The 15,069-nt window shown below is 72.1% G+C and carries 13 protein-coding genes; 7 read left to right on the top strand and 6 right to left on the bottom strand.

Annotated features, from left to right (window positions below):
- Positions 1-281: 281 nt before the first annotated feature.
- On the bottom strand, positions 282-1,304 hold the full coding sequence (locus HGA03_RS02295; RefSeq protein ID WP_168628572.1) for an aldo/keto reductase: 1,023 nt from the start codon (positions 1,302-1,304) through the stop codon (positions 282-284).
- 91 nt (positions 1,305-1,395) lie between these two features.
- Here HGA03_RS02295 and HGA03_RS02290 point away from each other — a divergent pair, with 91 nt between their 5' ends.
- Positions 1,396-1,965 carry a TetR/AcrR family transcriptional regulator gene (locus HGA03_RS02290; RefSeq protein WP_168628571.1) on the top strand — a complete coding sequence of 190 codons (570 nt, stop codon included), beginning with the start codon at positions 1,396-1,398 and terminating at the stop codon, positions 1,963-1,965.
- Between the two features lie 31 nt (positions 1,966-1,996).
- Here HGA03_RS02290 and HGA03_RS02285 read toward each other — a convergent pair whose 3' ends face one another.
- Together HGA03_RS02285 and HGA03_RS02280 are read right to left on the bottom strand one after the other, a co-directional pair.
- Positions 1,997-3,559: an InlB B-repeat-containing protein gene (locus tag HGA03_RS02285; RefSeq protein WP_168628570.1), complete on the bottom strand. Its 1,563-nt coding sequence runs from the start codon at positions 3,557-3,559 to the stop codon at positions 1,997-1,999.
- A gap of 127 nt (positions 3,560-3,686) precedes the next feature.
- Positions 3,687-4,709 carry a LacI family DNA-binding transcriptional regulator gene (locus HGA03_RS02280; protein ID WP_168628569.1) on the bottom strand — a complete coding sequence of 341 codons (1,023 nt, stop codon included), beginning with the start codon at positions 4,707-4,709 and terminating at the stop codon, positions 3,687-3,689.
- Between the two features lie 187 nt (positions 4,710-4,896).
- On the opposite strand from HGA03_RS02280, the gene HGA03_RS02275 reads away from it, so the two are divergent.
- The 6 genes from HGA03_RS02275 to HGA03_RS02250 all read left to right on the top strand — a co-directional run bounded on the left by HGA03_RS02275 (position 4,897) and on the right by HGA03_RS02250 (position 12,191).
- A complete protein-coding gene (locus HGA03_RS02275) occupies positions 4,897-6,201 on the top strand; it encodes an ABC transporter substrate-binding protein (protein ID WP_168628568.1) in 1,305 nt (434 codons plus the stop codon).
- Between the two features lie 35 nt (positions 6,202-6,236).
- Positions 6,237-7,082: a carbohydrate ABC transporter permease gene (locus tag HGA03_RS02270; RefSeq protein ID WP_168628894.1), complete on the top strand. Its 846-nt coding sequence runs from the start codon at positions 6,237-6,239 to the stop codon at positions 7,080-7,082.
- The gene (locus HGA03_RS02265) at positions 7,082-7,915 is read left to right on the top strand and encodes a carbohydrate ABC transporter permease (RefSeq protein ID WP_168628567.1); all 834 of its coding nucleotides are present in this window, start codon (positions 7,082-7,084) and stop codon (positions 7,913-7,915) included. Before HGA03_RS02270 ends, HGA03_RS02265 begins: the two co-directional genes overlap by 1 nt.
- A gap of 29 nt (positions 7,916-7,944) precedes the next feature.
- Positions 7,945-9,906, top strand: a complete 1,962-nt coding sequence (locus HGA03_RS02260; RefSeq protein ID WP_239073740.1) for a right-handed parallel beta-helix repeat-containing protein — start codon at positions 7,945-7,947, stop codon at positions 9,904-9,906.
- Positions 9,907-9,910: 4 nt separating this feature from the next.
- Positions 9,911-11,308 carry a mannitol dehydrogenase family protein gene (locus HGA03_RS02255; protein ID WP_168628565.1) on the top strand — a complete coding sequence of 466 codons (1,398 nt, stop codon included), beginning with the start codon at positions 9,911-9,913 and terminating at the stop codon, positions 11,306-11,308.
- Positions 11,309-11,387: 79 nt separating this feature from the next.
- Positions 11,388-12,191: an LLM class flavin-dependent oxidoreductase gene (locus tag HGA03_RS02250; RefSeq protein WP_168628893.1), complete on the top strand. Its 804-nt coding sequence runs from the start codon at positions 11,388-11,390 to the stop codon at positions 12,189-12,191.
- A gap of 12 nt (positions 12,192-12,203) precedes the next feature.
- Here HGA03_RS02250 and HGA03_RS02245 read toward each other — a convergent pair whose 3' ends face one another.
- The 3 genes from HGA03_RS02245 to HGA03_RS02235 form a co-directional block, all read right to left on the bottom strand.
- Positions 12,204-12,923, bottom strand: coding sequence for a head GIN domain-containing protein (locus tag HGA03_RS02245; RefSeq protein WP_168628564.1), 720 nt, complete (start codon positions 12,921-12,923; stop codon positions 12,204-12,206).
- 187 nt (positions 12,924-13,110) lie between these two features.
- On the bottom strand, positions 13,111-13,749 hold the full coding sequence (locus HGA03_RS02240; protein ID WP_168628563.1) for a DUF6308 family protein: 639 nt from the start codon (positions 13,747-13,749) through the stop codon (positions 13,111-13,113).
- A 76-nt stretch (positions 13,750-13,825) separates the two neighbouring features.
- A complete protein-coding gene (locus tag HGA03_RS02235; protein WP_168628562.1) occupies positions 13,826-15,067 on the bottom strand; it encodes a family 1 glycosylhydrolase in 1,242 nt (413 codons plus the stop codon).
- Positions 15,068-15,069 lie beyond the last annotated feature (2 nt).

Genomic DNA, 15,069 nt, shown 5'->3' with positions numbered 1-15,069 from the left:
AAAGTCGTCTTCTCGCTGGAAGGAGACGATTACCCCACGTCCCAGAGGCCCGGGTGATGCGGCACAGCACCTGAACGACCCTGGGTGCAGCCAACGGGAGAGGTCGCCAGGTGCGCGGGTGCCGCGTACCCCGTCGCAGCGTACCTGCGGGCGGACGCTCGCGGTCCGGAGGGTTCGCCGATCAGTGGCGCCGGCGCCCGCCTCGCCCGACCCGACCCGAGGAGGGTCGCGAGCGGGTCGAGGGCGAGCGGTACGACGCAGTCGGATACTCCCGAGCGGGCCTAACGGGCGGAGCGCTCCGCGGTCGGGCGCCGGCGGAGCGCGGCGTCGGCGACCTCGGGGCCGCGGTAGACCATGTCCATTGCGCCGATGCTCTCGCCCGGCGGCACGATGGCGTCGATCCGGTCGAGGATCTCGTCCGACAGCGAGACGTCGGCGCCGGCGAGGGTGTCCTCGAGCTGCTCGAGGGTGCGCGGGCCGATGATCGCGGACGTCACGCCCGGGTGGGCGAGGGTGAAGGCCATCGCCAGGTGCGACAGCGGGATCCCGGCCTCGCCCGCCAGGTCGAGGAGCTGCTCCACCGCGGCGAGGCGCCGCTCGTCACGGAAGTGGCGCATCCCGGTGCTCGCCCGGAACGTGTCGTTCGCGCGCCCGGCCCGGTACTTCCCGGTGAGCGAGCCGCCGGCGAGCGGGCTGTACACGAGGGTGCCCATCCCGTAGCGCTGCGCCACCGGAAGGATCTCCCGCTCGATCTCGCGGTCCAGGATCGAGTAGTTCGGCTGCTCGCTGCGGAACCGCTCGAACCCGCGGCGCTGGGCGGCCCACTGCGCCTCGACGATCTCGGAGCCGCGCATCGAGGACGAGCCGATCGCCCGGACCTTCCCCTGGCGGACGAGGTCGGTGAGCGCGGAGAGCGTCTCCTCGATGTCGGTGTCGGGGTCCGGGCGGTGCAGCTGGTACAGGTCGATGTAGTCGGTGCGCAGGTTGCGCAGCGAGCGTTCCACGGCCTGCACGATCCAGCGGCGGGAGGCGCCGCGGTGGTTCACGTCGTCGTCGACGGGCCCGTGGAACTTCGTCGCGAGGACGACCTGGTCGCGGCGGCCCTGCAGTGCCTCGCCGACGACCTCCTCGGAGTCGCCATAGCGGTCGGCGGTGTCCACGACGTTGATGCCGGCGTCGAGCGCGCGATGGATGATCCGGACGGCCTCGCGGCGGTCCGGGTTGCCGAGCGAGCCGAGCATCATCGCGCCGAGCGCGTAGGGCGTCACCTTGATCCCGGTGCGGCCCAGGGTGCGGTACTGCATGCGTGCCTCCAGTATGCTGGGGGCGGAACGATGTTCCGCTTGATGCCCCGACCATACGGAACGACGTTCCGGTTGTCTAGTGAGGTGAGCCATGACCTCGTCCCCCCGCTCACGTCCGGTGCGCGCCGACGCCCGGCAGAACGCCGATGCCCTGCTCGTCGCCGCCCGCGCGGTGTTCGAGCGCTCGGGCGTCGACGCCCCCGCGCGGGAGGTGGCCGCGGAGGCCGGGGTCGGCGTCGGGACCCTCTACCGGCACTACCCGACGCGGACGGACCTCGTGACCGCGGTCTTCACCACGGAGATCGACGCCACGGCCGCCGCGGCCGAGGAGCTTGCGGGCAGGCTCCCGCCGGGGGAGGCGCTCGAGCAGTGGATCGCGCGGTTCACCCAGTTCGTCGCGACGAAGCAAGGGCTCTCGGCGGCCCTTCGCTCGGGCGACCCGGCGTTCGACGCGCTGCCGGCCTACCTGGAGGCGACGCTCGGGCCGGCGCTGCGCTCGCTGCTCGACGCTGCCGTGGCGAGCGGTGAGGTCCGGTCCGACGTCGACGCCATGGATCTCCTGCAGGCGATCGGCGACCTCAGCCACCGGGCGCCGTCTCCGGACGGCTCGCCCAACCCGATGGTGCGGCTCCTGGTCGACGGGCTCCGGGTGCGGGGCTAGGGGTACTGCCCAGGCAGGGTGGCCGATCGGGTCAGGGGTGGGACCGCGTGGTCCGCGCCCGCCGCGCCGCGACGACCAGGACCACGCCCGCCAGCACGGCGGCCCCCGCCGCCCCCGCCGGCGCCGGCGAGCCACCGGTCACCGCGAGGATGGCGGGGCTGTCGGACCGTGCCGGCGCCTCCGCGGGCGCCGGCGTCGCCGCCGCGGGAGCGGGTGTGGCCGGGTCGGGACCGGCCGCGGGGGGCTCGACCGGAGCGGCCTCGATCGCGTAGTACAGCCGCAGGATCAGGGAGCCGTCGCCGGCGATCACCCCCTGCGCCACCGTGCCCGGCGCCGCCAGGTCCGGGGCGTACCCGGTGAGGTCCTGCGCCACGGCCGTCGCCACCGAGCCGGTCGTGCCGGTCAGGCTCTCGGTCGCGAACGGGATCGCCTCCGGCGTGCCGTCGGCCCCGAGGCGGTAGTGCTCGACCAGATAGGGGGTGTCGGTCCGCGCTGCCCAGGTCGCCTGGTAGGTCCGGTCGCCCACGGATCCGGTCGGCACGGTGACGGTCTCGGTCGGCGCGGCCAGATCGGTTCCGGTCCAGCCGTCGAACAGGTAGCCGGTCTTCGCCGGGTTGGTCAGGGTGAAGGTGTCCTCGATCGTGTAGCTGTCCCGGTTCGGGCTGTCGAGGACTCCGCCGTCGAGCTGGTAAGTGATCGAGTACTGCATCAGGTCGAGCGAGGCGGTGGCGGTCAGCCCGGTCATGGCCTTGACCTGGGCCAGCTGCGCCGCGGTGAGCGCGGTACCGGCCGGCACGGCTGTGCCGTCCGTCAGCGTGACTGCCGTGTCGAGCGTCCAGGTGAGGGTCGCCGGGTCGTAGCCGGTCTCGGCGTTGCTCGCGTCCACCACGGGCACGCCCTGGGGGCTGCCGCCACGGAAGGCCTTGCCGACCGGATCGGTGGCCGCGCCGCCGCCGAAGTGCTCGGCGATCCCGTCGCCCGCGAGGTAGGTGATGTCCACCGGTGCGGTCATGCCCACGCCCACGGCGAAGGTCGCGGTCGAGTCCTCGGGGACCTCGAAGGTGTAGACGGCGAACGACTGGTCGGCGGCGATGCCGGGGGAGCCGGGGCCGGCCGGGACGCCCTGCACCACGTCCATGAACCAGACCGTCGCACCGAACGGAGGCTGGCCGATCGTCGAGTGGCTGGCGGACGTCGTGGTGGTGAACCCGCGCGCCGGTTGCAGGTCGGCGTCCAGGTTCCCGTCGTTGTAGAACGTCAGGGTGTACCCGCCGGCCTCCAGCAGCGACGCGCTGAACAGGCCGTTCGCGCCGATCGTGACGGCCACATCGCCCGCGGCGCCGGAGGGCGGGGTGAGCACCGCTCTCATGCCGGACAGGGTGGTGTACGACTCGCCGGCGTCCAGCACGCCGTCTGTGTCCAGGTCGTTGAAGATCCGGCCCTGGAGTGTGGCGTCGGCTGCTGCCACCTCGGCCGCACGCGCCGTCGTCGCGGTCGAGGCGATGGCCGTGACCGCCAGGAGTACCGCGGCGAGCACCGCCAGCGCCGTGCCTGCCCCCACCGTGCCCGCCGGCGTGCGCCCCCGAGTCAGCACGTCCCTCTCCTCGCCCTGTCGTCGTTCACCGATGCCGCCCGTGCAACAGCCGGGTGTCCCCGGTTCTTCCCGTGATCCCGGGGTGCACCGCTGCCGCACTGGCGCTCGGCCGTGTCCCGCCGGGTGGTCAGGCGGGCGCCGCCGTCGACTCCCGCACCACCAGCTGGGTGGACAACTGCACGTGCCGTGAGTCGACCGGTTCCCCACGCAACTGCTGCAGCAAAGTCCGGATCGCGACCCGCCCCATGTCGATGATCGGCTGCCGGACGGTGGTCAGCGGCGGCGCGGTGGACTCGGCGGCGTAGGTGTCGTCGAAGCCGACGACGGACAGGTCGGCCGGCACCCGCAGGCCCTGGCGCCGGGCAGCCTCCAGGACGCCGAGGGCGGTGGCGTCGCTGCCGGCGAAGATCGCGGTGGGCGGGTCGGGGAGGGCCAGGAAGTCGGTGGCCATCCGGACGCCGGAGGCGAAGTTGAAGCCGAGCTCCTGGATCAGGGTGGGATCGACGGGGGCGCCGGCGGCGGACATCGCGTTCATGAAGCCCTGGAAGCGTTCCCGGGAGGCCATCGAGATCGGCAGGCCGCCGGCGAAGGCGATCCGGCGGTGGCCGAGGTCGAGCAGGTGCCCGGTGGCCTGCATGCCGCCGGCGAAGTTGGTGGCGCCGACCGAGATCACGGTGTCGTCGAGCGGGTTGAGCGGGTCGATCGCGACGACCTGGACGCCGAGCGAGTGCAGCAGGTCGCGCTGGCGGGCGGTCAGCTCGGAGGTCACGACGATGACTCCGGTGCGGCCCTGGGCGGCGACCCGGCGGATCCAGGCCTCGCCGAGCGGGGTGTCGTCGCCGGCCCGCGGGTCGAGGGTGTTGACGACGACCTCGACCGCCTGGGTCCGCGCGGCGGCGAGGATCCCGTCGAGGACCTCCATCGAGTACGTGTTGACCAGGGTGTCGAAGACGACGTTGACCTTGTGCAGCGGGTGCGGGTCGCGCGGCCCGGTGCTGGGGACGTAGCCGAGGTCGGCGATCGCGCGTTGCACCCGGGCCCGGGTCGACTCGGCGATGTTGGGGCGGCGGTTGAGCACCTTGGAGGCGGTCGCCCGTGAGACGCCGGCGCGCTCGGCGACCTGCGCCAGGGTCGGGCGGGAATCGGGCACGTGAACCTCCTCGGATCGGCGCGAGCGTAGCACAGAAGGAAACAGTTTCAGCGTGACACGCCGGAAAACCGGCTATTCGAGCCTTGACACCACACAGCCAGTCTCAATAGCGTCCCACTGTTTCCGCTACGTACGGAAACAATTTCCGTCCGACATCGTGGTCGGTGACGAGAAGGAGTCAGGGGCAATGAGGCTGAAGAACGGACGACGGGTCGGTGCCGCCGCGGCGGTGTTGAGCGCTGCGGCACTGCTCGCCGCGTGCGGTGGGGGTGCGCAGCCCGGTGGTGGTGCCGGGGCCGGCGGGGCGAGCGCGTGGGGCATCTTCGGCGGCAGCGAGGACATGTTCCGCGCCACCTTCGAGCAGTGGAACACCGACAACCCGGACGAGCAGATCGCGGTCGAGTGGTTCGCCAACGACGCCTACAAGGAGAAGATCCGCACCTCGGTCGGGGCCGGCAATGCCCCGACGCTGATCTACTCCTGGGGTGGCGGCACCCTCGCGGACTATGTCGCGAATGACGCGGTGATCGACCTGACCGGCAAGACCGGGGATCTGACCGACCGGGTCATCCCGTCGGTGGCCGCCAGCGGCCAGGTGGACGGCACCACGTACGCGGTGCCCAACACCGAGACCCAGCCGCTGATCCTGTTCTACAACCAGCAGGTCCTGGACGATGCCGGCGTCGAGGTGCCGACCACCTACGACGAGCTGCTGGCCGCGGTCGCCCCGCTGGAGTCCGCGGGCGTGACGCCGATCGCGCTGGCCGGGCAGAGCGTGTGGCCCGAGCTGATGTGGATCGAGTACCTGACCGAGCGGATCGGCGGGCCCGAGGTGTTCCAGGCCGTGGTGGACGGTGAGCCCGGCGCCTGGTCGGACCCGGCGATCCTGGAGGCGACCACCAAGATCCGTGAGCTGGTCGATGCCGGGGCCTTCGGCGACTCCTTCGGTTCGGTGAACGCCGACCAGGCCGGGGACACCGCGCTGTTGCAGACCGGGCAGGCGGCATTCCTGCTCCAGGGCACCTGGGTGCAGCCGGGCTTCCTGAAGAGCGCGCCGGAGTTCGCCGCGTCCGGGGACCTCGGCTACACCACCTTCCCGGCGGTCGAGGGCGGCGTGGGCGACCCGGCGAACATCGTCGGCAACCCGTCCAACTTCTGGTCGATCTCCGCGGACGCCTCGGCCGAGGCGCAGGCGACGGCGAGCGACTTCCTGGCGAACCGGACGCTCGACGACGCGGCGGTGGACGAGCTGCTGGCGCTGAACCTGGTCCCGCCGGTGCTCGGCATCGAGGACACCATCGCCGAGCAGGACGACGCCGAGTACCTGTCCTTCGTGTACGAGATGGTCAGCGACGCCCCGAACTTCCAGCTGTCCTGGGACCAGGCGCTCCCGGCGGCCCAGGCGCAGGCACTGCTGGAGAACCTCAGCCAGCTGTTCCTCGGCCAGATCGACCCGGAGCAGTTCTCGGCCGCGATGGACGCCACGCTGTGACCGCCTCGACCCGCACGCCGGGACCGTCGCTGTGGATGGCGGCACCGGCGCTGGTGATCTTCGGCATCTTCGCCGCGATCCCGGTGGTCGGCGTCCTGGTGCTGTCATTCACGCACTGGGACGGGCTCGGCGCCGTGACGTGGGCGGGCCTGGACAACTGGGGCCGCACGCTGACCGACCCGGTCACCCTGAACGCACTGCGGCTGAGCCTGATCGTGACCGTGGTGTCCTGGGTGTTCCAGGCGCCGGTGTCGCTGCTGCTCGGTGTGTTCATGGCCGGTCGCCAGCGGTACCGGGCGGTGCTGTCGGTGCTGTACTTCCTGCCGCTGCTGTTCTCCTCCGCGGCGGTGGCGATCGTGTTCCGCTCCCTGCTCGACCCGAACTTCGGGCTGGGCAAGGCGCTCGGGATCGACTGGCTGTCGCAGGACTGGCTGGGCGACCCGCGACTGGCGCTGTGGGTGGTGCTGTTCGTGATCGGCTGGTGCTTCGTGCCGTTCCACTCCCTGCTCTACCAGGGCGGCGTGCGGCAGATCCCGGTGTCGATGTACGAGGCGGCGTTGCTGGACGGCGCGAACCGGCGGCAGCAGTTCTTCTCGATCACCCTGCCGCAGCTGAAGTACACGATCATCACCTCCTCGACGCTGATGATCGTGGGGTCGCTGACCTACTTCGACCTGATCTTCGTCCTGACCAACGGTGGCCCGGGCAACGCGACCCGGATCCTGCCGCTCGACATGTACCTGACCGGGTTCCGCAGCTACGACATGGGCAAGGCCAGCGTGATCGCCGTGATCCTGGTCGCCGTCGGGCTGGCGGTCTCCCTGGGACTCAACCGGCTGTCCGGGTCCAACCGGATGGACTCGCAGATGGAGGGCGTGTGATGGCGCGGCGCACCGCCGGGAGCCGGCCGAACATCCTCGGTGGCCTGGCCGGCTGGATCTGGCTGGCGATCGTGATCCTGCCGGTCTACGCGATCGTGGTCACCAGTCTGCGGCCGCAGTCCGACTACTACTCCGAGAACCCGCTGTCCTGGCCGTCGAACCCGAGCATCGACGCCTACACCCGGGTGCTGCAGAACGACTTCCTGCGCTACTTCGGCAACTCCGTGATCGTGACGGCGGCCTCGGTGGTGGTGATCCTCGCGGTGTCGCTGATGGCGTCCTACGTCGTGGTCCGCTCCCGGCGCCGGTCGACCGGGCGGCTGTTCCAGGTGTTCCTGCTCGGCATCGCGATCCCGATCCAGGCGACGATCATCCCGGTCTACTACCTGATCGTGAAGCTCGGGCTCTACGACACCCTGTGGGCCCTGATCCTGCCGTCGATCGCGTTCGCGATCCCGCTGTCGGTGCTGATCCTGACCAACTTCCTGCGGGACGTGCCCGGTGAGCTGTTCGAGTCGATGCGGATGGACGGCGCGGGGGAGTGGCGCACGCTGTGGGACCTGGCGATCCCGCTGACCCGGCCGGCGATCGTGACCGTCGGCGTCTACAACGCGCTCCAGGTCTGGAACGGCTTCCTGTTCCCGCTGGTGCTCACCCAGAGCTCCGAGACCCGGGTGCTCCCGCTGTCCCTGTGGTCCTTCCAGGGGGCGTTCTCGGTGGACATCCCCGCGGTGCTGGCCGCCGTGGTGCTGTCGGTGCTGCCGATCCTGGCGGCGTACATCCTCGGGCGCCGCCAGCTCGTGTCGGGCCTGACGGCCGGCTTCGGCAAGTGACCCACCCCTCGATGAAAGGCAGATCTCCCGTGAGCGTCATTCACGTCGCCGTGTCCGGATCCGACTCCGCGGACGGCACCGCACTCTCCCCCCTGCGCACGATCGGCCGGGCCGCCGCGCTCGCCCGGCCCGGCGACACCGTCCGGGTGCACGAGGGCGTCTACCGCGAGTGGGTCAAGCCCGCCCGCGGTGGCCTCAGCGACCAGCGCCGGATCACCTACGAGGCCGCCGAGGGCGAGCACGTGCTGATCACCGGTGCCGAGCCGGTCACCGACTGGACGCCCGAGGAGCCGGGGGTCTGGCGGGCCGAGGTGCCGAACGCGCTGTTCGGCGACTTCAACCCGTTCGCCGAGACCGTCGACGGCGACTGGATCGTCCCGCCGCCCACCGGCGAGCGCGCCCACCTCGGTGAGGTGTACCTGGACGGCCGGAGCTTCTACGAGGTGCACGACCGGGCGGCGGTGTCCGACCCGCCCGCGCGGACCTCGACCCGGGACGGCTGGACCGGCACCGCCGAGCCGCTGGACCCGGACGCCACCCGTCACGTGTGGTTCGCCGAGGTCGGGGACCGCACCACCACCATCTGGGCCAACTTCCAGGACGCCGACCCCCGGACCGCGCTGGTCGAGATCAACGTGCGGCGCAGCGTGTTCTACCCGGTCGAGCACCACCTGGACTGGATCACCGTGCGCGGCTTCGAACTCGCACAGGCGGCCACCCCGTGGACCCCGCCGACCGCCGACCAGCCCGGGTTGATCGGCCCGAACTGGGCGCGCGGCTGGATCATCGAGGACAACGTCATTCACGACGCCAAGTGCTCGGCGGTCTCGCTGGGCAAGGAGATCTCCACCGGCCACAACTTCGCCACGCTCCGCGGGGACAAGCCCGGTTACCAGTACCAGCTGGAATCGGTGTTCGCCGCCCGCCAGATCGGCTGGGATCGAGAGCACATCGGGTCGCACATCGTGCGCCGGAACACCATCTTCGACTGCGGGCAGAACGGCGTGGTCGGGCACCTCGGCGCGGTGTTCTCCACCATCGAGGACAACCACATCCACCACATCGCGACCAAGCGCGAGTTCTTCGGCCACGAGATCGCCGGGATCAAGCTGCACGCCGCGATCGACGTGCGGATCGAGCACAACCGGATCCACGACTCGACGCTCGGCATCTGGCTGGACTGGCAGACCCAGGGCACCCGGGTCACCCGGAACCTGATGTACGCCAACACCCGGGACCTGTTCGTCGAGGTCAGCCACGGCCCCTACGTGGTCGACCACAACGTGCTCGCCTCCCGGGTCTCGCTGGAGCTGTTCAGCCAGGGCGGGGCGTTCATCAACAACCTGGTCGGCGGGACCGTCGCGTTGCAGCAGGTGCTCGAACGCGCCACGCCGTACCACCGCCCGCACTCGACCCAGGTGGCCGGGTTCGCCGTGGTGCACGGCGGGGACGACCGCTACCTGGGCAACGTCTTCCTCGGCGGTGACGTGGAGCAGGCCTATGCGCCGGACAACCGCTGGCGGCCGGCGGCCCGGTACGGCACCCACGGGTACGACGGCTACCCGGCCTCGCTGGAGGAGTACGTGGCGGCGATCGACCAGGAGGACGGCGACCACGAGCGGTTCCACGGCCGGCTCCAGCCCGCCAGCGTGCACCTGAACGTGTATGCCGGTGGTGCCCGGCCGTACGCCCGTGAGGCCGACGCGCTGGTGCTCACCGAGGGCGCCACCGTGCGGGTGGTGGACCACGGGGACGCGGTGTACCTGGAGGCCGACCTGCCGGAGACCTTCGCGGTGGACCAGATCGCCCTGGTGACCGGCGCCGACCTGCCGCGGGTGCGGATCGTCGACGCCGACTTCGAGGAGCCCGACGGCACCCCGCTGGTGGCCGGGCTGGACCTGGTCGGCCGGGCGAAGGTGGCGGCGCGCGCCTACCCGGCCGGACCGCTGGCCGCCCTCGCACCGGGCAGTTCGCGGATCCGGGTCTGGTGAACCGGTGACCGCCACCGACATCACGGCACACCCGCCCCGCTACGACCGTGTCCGCCTCGGCGCCGGGTGGGTGCACCTGGGGCCGGGCAACTTCCACCGCGCGCACCAGGCCTGGTACCTGGACCGGCTCGCCGAGCTCGGCCAGGCGGACGGCTGGGGGGTCGTCGATGTCGGCCTGCGGCCGGCGGACGCGGAGGTGCGCGACCGGCTGGCCGCGCAGGACCTGCTGCACTCGGTGGTCGAGCGCCACCCCGACGGCCGGCTCACCCGCCGCACCGTCGGGGCGGTGACCGGCTTCCTGGTGCTGCCGGAGGACCTGGCCGCGGTGCGGTCCCGGCTCGCCGACCCGGCCACCCGGCTGGTGACTTTGACCGTGACCGAGGGCGGCTACCCGGTCGACCGGACCACCGGCGACTTCGTCCCCTCGCTCGCCGAGCCCGGCGGGACGTTCGACCTCCTGGTCGATGCGCTCGCGGACCGCCGGGCGGCGGGCCTGCTGCCGTTCACGCTGCTGTCCTGCGACAACATCCCGGCGAACGGCGTCGTGGCCCGCCGGTCCGTGCTCGGGGTGGCGGCCGGCCGGGATGCCGGGCTGGCCCGGTGGATCGAGCAGAACGTGGCCTTCCCGTCCTCGATGGTGGACCGGATCACCCCGGCGACCACCGACACCGAGCGGGAGCTGGTCCGCCGCGAGCTCGGGATCGAGGATCGCTGGCCGGTCACCTGCGAACCGTTCGCGCAGTGGATCGTCGAGGACCGGTTCCCCACCGGCCGGCCCGCGCTGGAGGCGGTCGGGGTCGAGTTCGTCGCAGACGTCGAACCCTACGAGGCGCACAAGCTGCGGCTGCTCAACGGCACCCACCAGGCGGTCGGCCACCTCGGGATGCTGCTCGGCCTGACCACGGTCGACGAGGCGGTGGCCCACCCCCGGGTGCGGGAGTTCCTGACCGGCTACGTCGCCGAGGCGGCCCCGACCCTGCCCGTCACCCCGGGGCTGGACACCCTCGGCTACGGCCGCTCCGCAATCGAGCGGTTCGCCAACCCGCAGGTCCGGGACACCGTGCGGCGCCTGGTGACCGACGCCTCCGACCGGGTGCCCCGGTTCGTGCTGGGCGCGGTCGCCGACAACCGCCGCGCCGGGCGACCGGTGCCCTTCGCCGCCGCGGTGCTCGCCTGCTGGGCGCAGCGCAGTCTCGGGGCGGACGTGGCGGACCCGTTCGCCGAGGTGCTGCGGGACGCCGCCCGCCGGGAGGACCAGCAGCCCGGGGCGTTCCTGCGGGTGCGGGAGGTCTTCGGCGACCTCGGGCAGGACGAGGGGGTGGTGGCCGAGTTCCGGCTGGCGCGGGAAGACCTGGTGGCGGGCGGCCCGGAGCGGCTGTTGGCGCGGCTCACGTCGGGCTGAGTGGCAACGGACCCGCCGTGGTCGGCGTCCCTGGTGTCCTCGGGCCCCGGTGTCGGAGGTCGCCGCTAGGTTCGTGACCATGGTCACACTCGGCATCGTCGCCAATCCGGAGATCGTCCCGCCCGCCCAGGTCCTCGCGCTGGCGCGCGCCGCGGACACGGCGGGCATCGAGGAGATGTGGCTCTGGGAGGACTGCTTCAAGGAGTCGGCGATCGCCTCGGCCGGGGCGATCCTCGGCGCGACCGAGCGGCTGCGGGTCGGGCTCGGCGTGCTGCCGGTGCCGCTGCGCAACGTGGCCCTCACTGCGATGGAGGTCGCGACCCTGGCCGGGATGTTCCCTGGACGTCTGGTGCCCGGGCTGGGGCACGGCGTCCAGGACTGGATGGGCCAGGTCGGTGCGCGGGTCGGCTCGCCGCTGACCCTGCTCCGGGAACAGGTCGAGGCGCTGCGGGCGCTGTTGCGCGGGGAACGGGTCACGGTCGACGGCCGGTACGTGCAGCTGGCGGACGTGGCGCTCGACTGGCCCCCGGCGTCCGCCCCGCCGGTGCTCGCGGCGGGGCAGGGGCCGAAGACGCTGCACCTGGTCGGGCAGGTCGCCGACGGTGTGGTGTTGGCGGGCACCCCGACCCCGGACGAGGTGCGCCGCGCGCTGGCGATCGTCGCGGAGGGCCGGGCGTCGGTGGGTCGCAGCGGGCCGGTCGCCGCGTGCGTCACCGTCGTCGTGCCCCCGCCGGTCCGCTCCCGTGGCGCCGAGGCGACCGCGGAGTACCTGCGCGCCTGGGTGGACGCGGGTGCGACGTCGATGCCGGTGCTCCAGATCGACGCCGACCCGTTGCCCGCGGTCGCCTGGCTCGGGACGGAGGTGCGGCCGCTGTTGGGATGACCCGGCGGCGGGTCAGCCCTGCCGCACGTCGCCCGACCCGGAGATGTCCTGGGTCAGGTCGGGGTTGCCGGAGTAGCGGACCGATCCCGACCCGCTGATCGAGACCGCCAACCGGTCCCGGGCGTCGACCTCGACCTCCCCGGAGCCCTCGATCGAGACATCCGCCTCGGCCACCGCCAGGTCGCCGAGGTCGACGCCGCCGGAGCCCTCGATGCTGACCCCGGCCCCGTCGGCCCGCCCGGACAGGTCGACCCCGCCCGATCCCTCGACGGACACCCACACATCAGCGGTGTCGATCTGGTCGATGTCGACGTCGCCCGAACCCTCGATCTGCACCTGCAACCCGTCGGCACCGACCACGTCGGACGCACTGACATCCCCGGAGCCCGCGACCACCAGGTCGCTGAGCTCGGTGACCACCAGCTCGTAGCTGATCGAACCGCCGATCCGGATGCCGAAGTCGCCGCGGGCGTCCAGGACCAGGACCCCGTTGCGCACCTCGCTGGTCAGCCGGTCCTGGGTGCGCTCGCCGGCGGTGATCGTGAGCGACGGGGTGTCGCCACGGCGGATGGTGAGGTCGCCGGAGGTGCGCAGGTCGATGGCGCTGACGTCCTCGATCTCGACGTTGCGGGTCTCGGTCGGCCCGGCGGACTCGACCACGCACCCGGTCAGGGCGAGGACGGCCAGGACCCCCGTCGCCGTCGCTGCTGCGGTGATCGTCCGGCGTGCCATCGTGTGTCTCCTCGGTCGTGGGGCATGTCCTGCGGCTGGCATCAGCCTGGCAGTGGCGCGGGTGCGGCCACATCGGGGAGGACCCCGATCGGACCCCGAACGGACCCCGGTCAGACCCAGATCGCGGCGGGCCACCCCTCGGGCGAATCGGGGAGCGCGGCATCGACCTCGCGGAAGTCTGCGGCCGTCACAGCGTGTCCGAGCCGGCCTGGCGGCCGACGGTCCAGGCCAGCACGTCGAACACCCGCAGCGCGGAGACCGACGGGGCAAGGCCCGCCTCGGCCCGGAGGTCCTCCAACCGCCGGTGCCCGGCTCGGTCGTCCGCGACCAGCCAGGCGTGCAGCGGCTGCCAATAGCGGCCCTTGACGATCCCGAGCTCGCGGCTGACCACGCTGTCCAGGATCGGCACCAGGTGGGGCCGTTTGCGGGCGAGGAGCTTGGTGGCCCTGGTCTCGCCGATGCCGGGGATGCCCAGCAGAGCGCGGTAGAGCGGCCGGACCGCCCACCCGTCGCCGACCTCGTCCTCGGTCAGGTCGGCGAGCGGGCGGTCCGGCCCGACCGCACGGAGCAGCGCGTTCAGTTCCGTGCGGCGGTTGTGCAGGAGCTCGATCGCGGCTCTGCCGGGGATCGACACCGAGAGCATCGAGACGGCGACCAGGTCGTCGGCGGTGAACTCGTCGGGGTCGCGCTCGATCCCGTGCTCGAAGTACGCACCGGTGAACCCACCCTCGGAGCGTGGCGCGAAGTACGTTCGCAGCAGTGCGGTCGCGTCCTCGGTGTGCTCGGGGGAGAGCAGCGTCGCCAGGCGTGGGCTGAGAGTGAGCATGTGCCCATCGTGGCGGGGACCGGCGCCGGATGGTGGCCGTTCGAGGAGCTTGTCTCCAGCACACCGGCGGCCCGGATCACGCCCGATGCGCGGAGGACCCTCCCGTGGTCGTCACCCGAGTGCGCCAGCGGTCATACGCCGCGTTCGGGACCCGTGCCAGCACGTTGTCCGGCCCCCGGACCAGATCGACCAGCCCGAACGGCATCAGGTACTCGTCGGCGGGCGCGGTGCCGTCCCGGTACGACCAGTCCACCAGGTCGAGCAGCGGGAACCAGAACACCGCGGTCACCGGGACGCCCTCGGCGCGGACCTGCGCGACGGTGTCCAGCAGGTCGTCCACCCACTGTGCCTTCGCGGCGACGTCCCGGGTGGCCCGCGACGTCTCGGTGATCGCCAGCGGCAGGTCGTACCGCCGGTGGTATACCCCGAGCAACTCGACCAGTCCCGCGGTGCCGGCCTCCACCGGGGACTCGGCGCCGTCGGCGGTCACCGCCTGGGTGGTGAACGCGGGGTAGTAGTTCACGCCGACCACGTCGGGCTGGACGGCGTCCCGGCGCAGAGCGGCCAGGTCCTCCTCCCGAGCACCGTGCTGCACCAAGTAGTCGTACAGCGGGTGATCGGGATCGACCCGGCCGGTGATCAGGTCGAGGGCGAGGAACCGCCACGACTCCCCGTCGGCGAGGCTCAGCCCGCCCGGACCGTTGCCCTCGAAGATGAACCCGGCGTCGACGTGCACGAACCGGAGGCCGGGCCGCACGGCGGCGACCGCCCGCTGGGTGGCGACCATGCCCCGGGCCAGCGGGATCAGCACGCTCACCAGGCCGTCGTCGCCGGTCAGGTACGGGGGCCATCTCCCGTCGCGGCCGCACCAGATCGCGTTCACCATCGGCTCGTTCAGCGGGGTGAGGTCGTCCACCACGCCGGGGTACCGCTCGGCGACCGCGGCGGCGTACCGGGCGACCAACTCGGGGTAGCGCGGATCGAGGAACGCGTTCGCGAGCCAGAGTGGGGTGCCGTAGTGCATGACGTCCAGGACGCAGTGCAGTCCCAGCGCTCGCATCTCGGCCATCACCTCGTCCAGCCACCGGAAGTCGAACCGGCCCTCCTCCGGCTCGACCAGATACCAGGGCGAGCCCCAGCGGATCAGGGTGGCTCCGGACTCCGCCGCCAACCGCAGATCCTCGCGCCAGTGGTGGTAGTGCTGGGTCAACTCGTACTCGTCGAGTTTGCGTTGCCCGACCCGCTCGGCCGGGATGAAGGTGTCCTCGATGCCGACGCCGTGATGCAGGCGTCCGTCGGTGTGCCAGGTGTCAGTCACGC

Source organism: Cellulomonas denverensis (assembly GCF_012396125.1).
Taxonomy (GTDB): domain Bacteria; phylum Actinomycetota; class Actinomycetes; order Actinomycetales; family Cellulomonadaceae; genus Cellulomonas; species Cellulomonas denverensis.
The sequence above is the reverse complement of the archived record's forward strand: the minus strand, read 5'-3'. Positions and strand labels throughout refer to the sequence as shown.

What these genes read in the sequence shown, in the direction of transcription:
- HGA03_RS02295 (WP_168628572.1), bottom strand. Translation starts at nt 1,304, where the DNA reads ATGCAGTACCGCACCCTGGGCCGCACCGGGATCAAGGTGACGCCCTAC.
- HGA03_RS02290 (WP_168628571.1), top strand. Translation starts at nt 1,396, where the DNA reads ATGACCTCGTCCCCCCGCTCACGTCCGGTGCGCGCCGACGCCCGGCAG.
- HGA03_RS02275 (WP_168628568.1), top strand. Translation starts at nt 4,897, where the DNA reads ATGAGGCTGAAGAACGGACGACGGGTCGGTGCCGCCGCGGCGGTGTTG.
- HGA03_RS02270 (WP_168628894.1), top strand. Translation starts at nt 6,237, where the DNA reads ATGGCGGCACCGGCGCTGGTGATCTTCGGCATCTTCGCCGCGATCCCG.
- HGA03_RS02265 (WP_168628567.1), top strand. Translation starts at nt 7,082, where the DNA reads ATGGCGCGGCGCACCGCCGGGAGCCGGCCGAACATCCTCGGTGGCCTG.
- HGA03_RS02250 (WP_168628893.1), top strand. Translation starts at nt 11,388, where the DNA reads ATGGTCACACTCGGCATCGTCGCCAATCCGGAGATCGTCCCGCCCGCC.
- HGA03_RS02245 (WP_168628564.1), bottom strand. Translation starts at nt 12,923, where the DNA reads ATGGCACGCCGGACGATCACCGCAGCAGCGACGGCGACGGGGGTCCTG.
- HGA03_RS02240 (WP_168628563.1), bottom strand. Translation starts at nt 13,749, where the DNA reads ATGCTCACTCTCAGCCCACGCCTGGCGACGCTGCTCTCCCCCGAGCAC.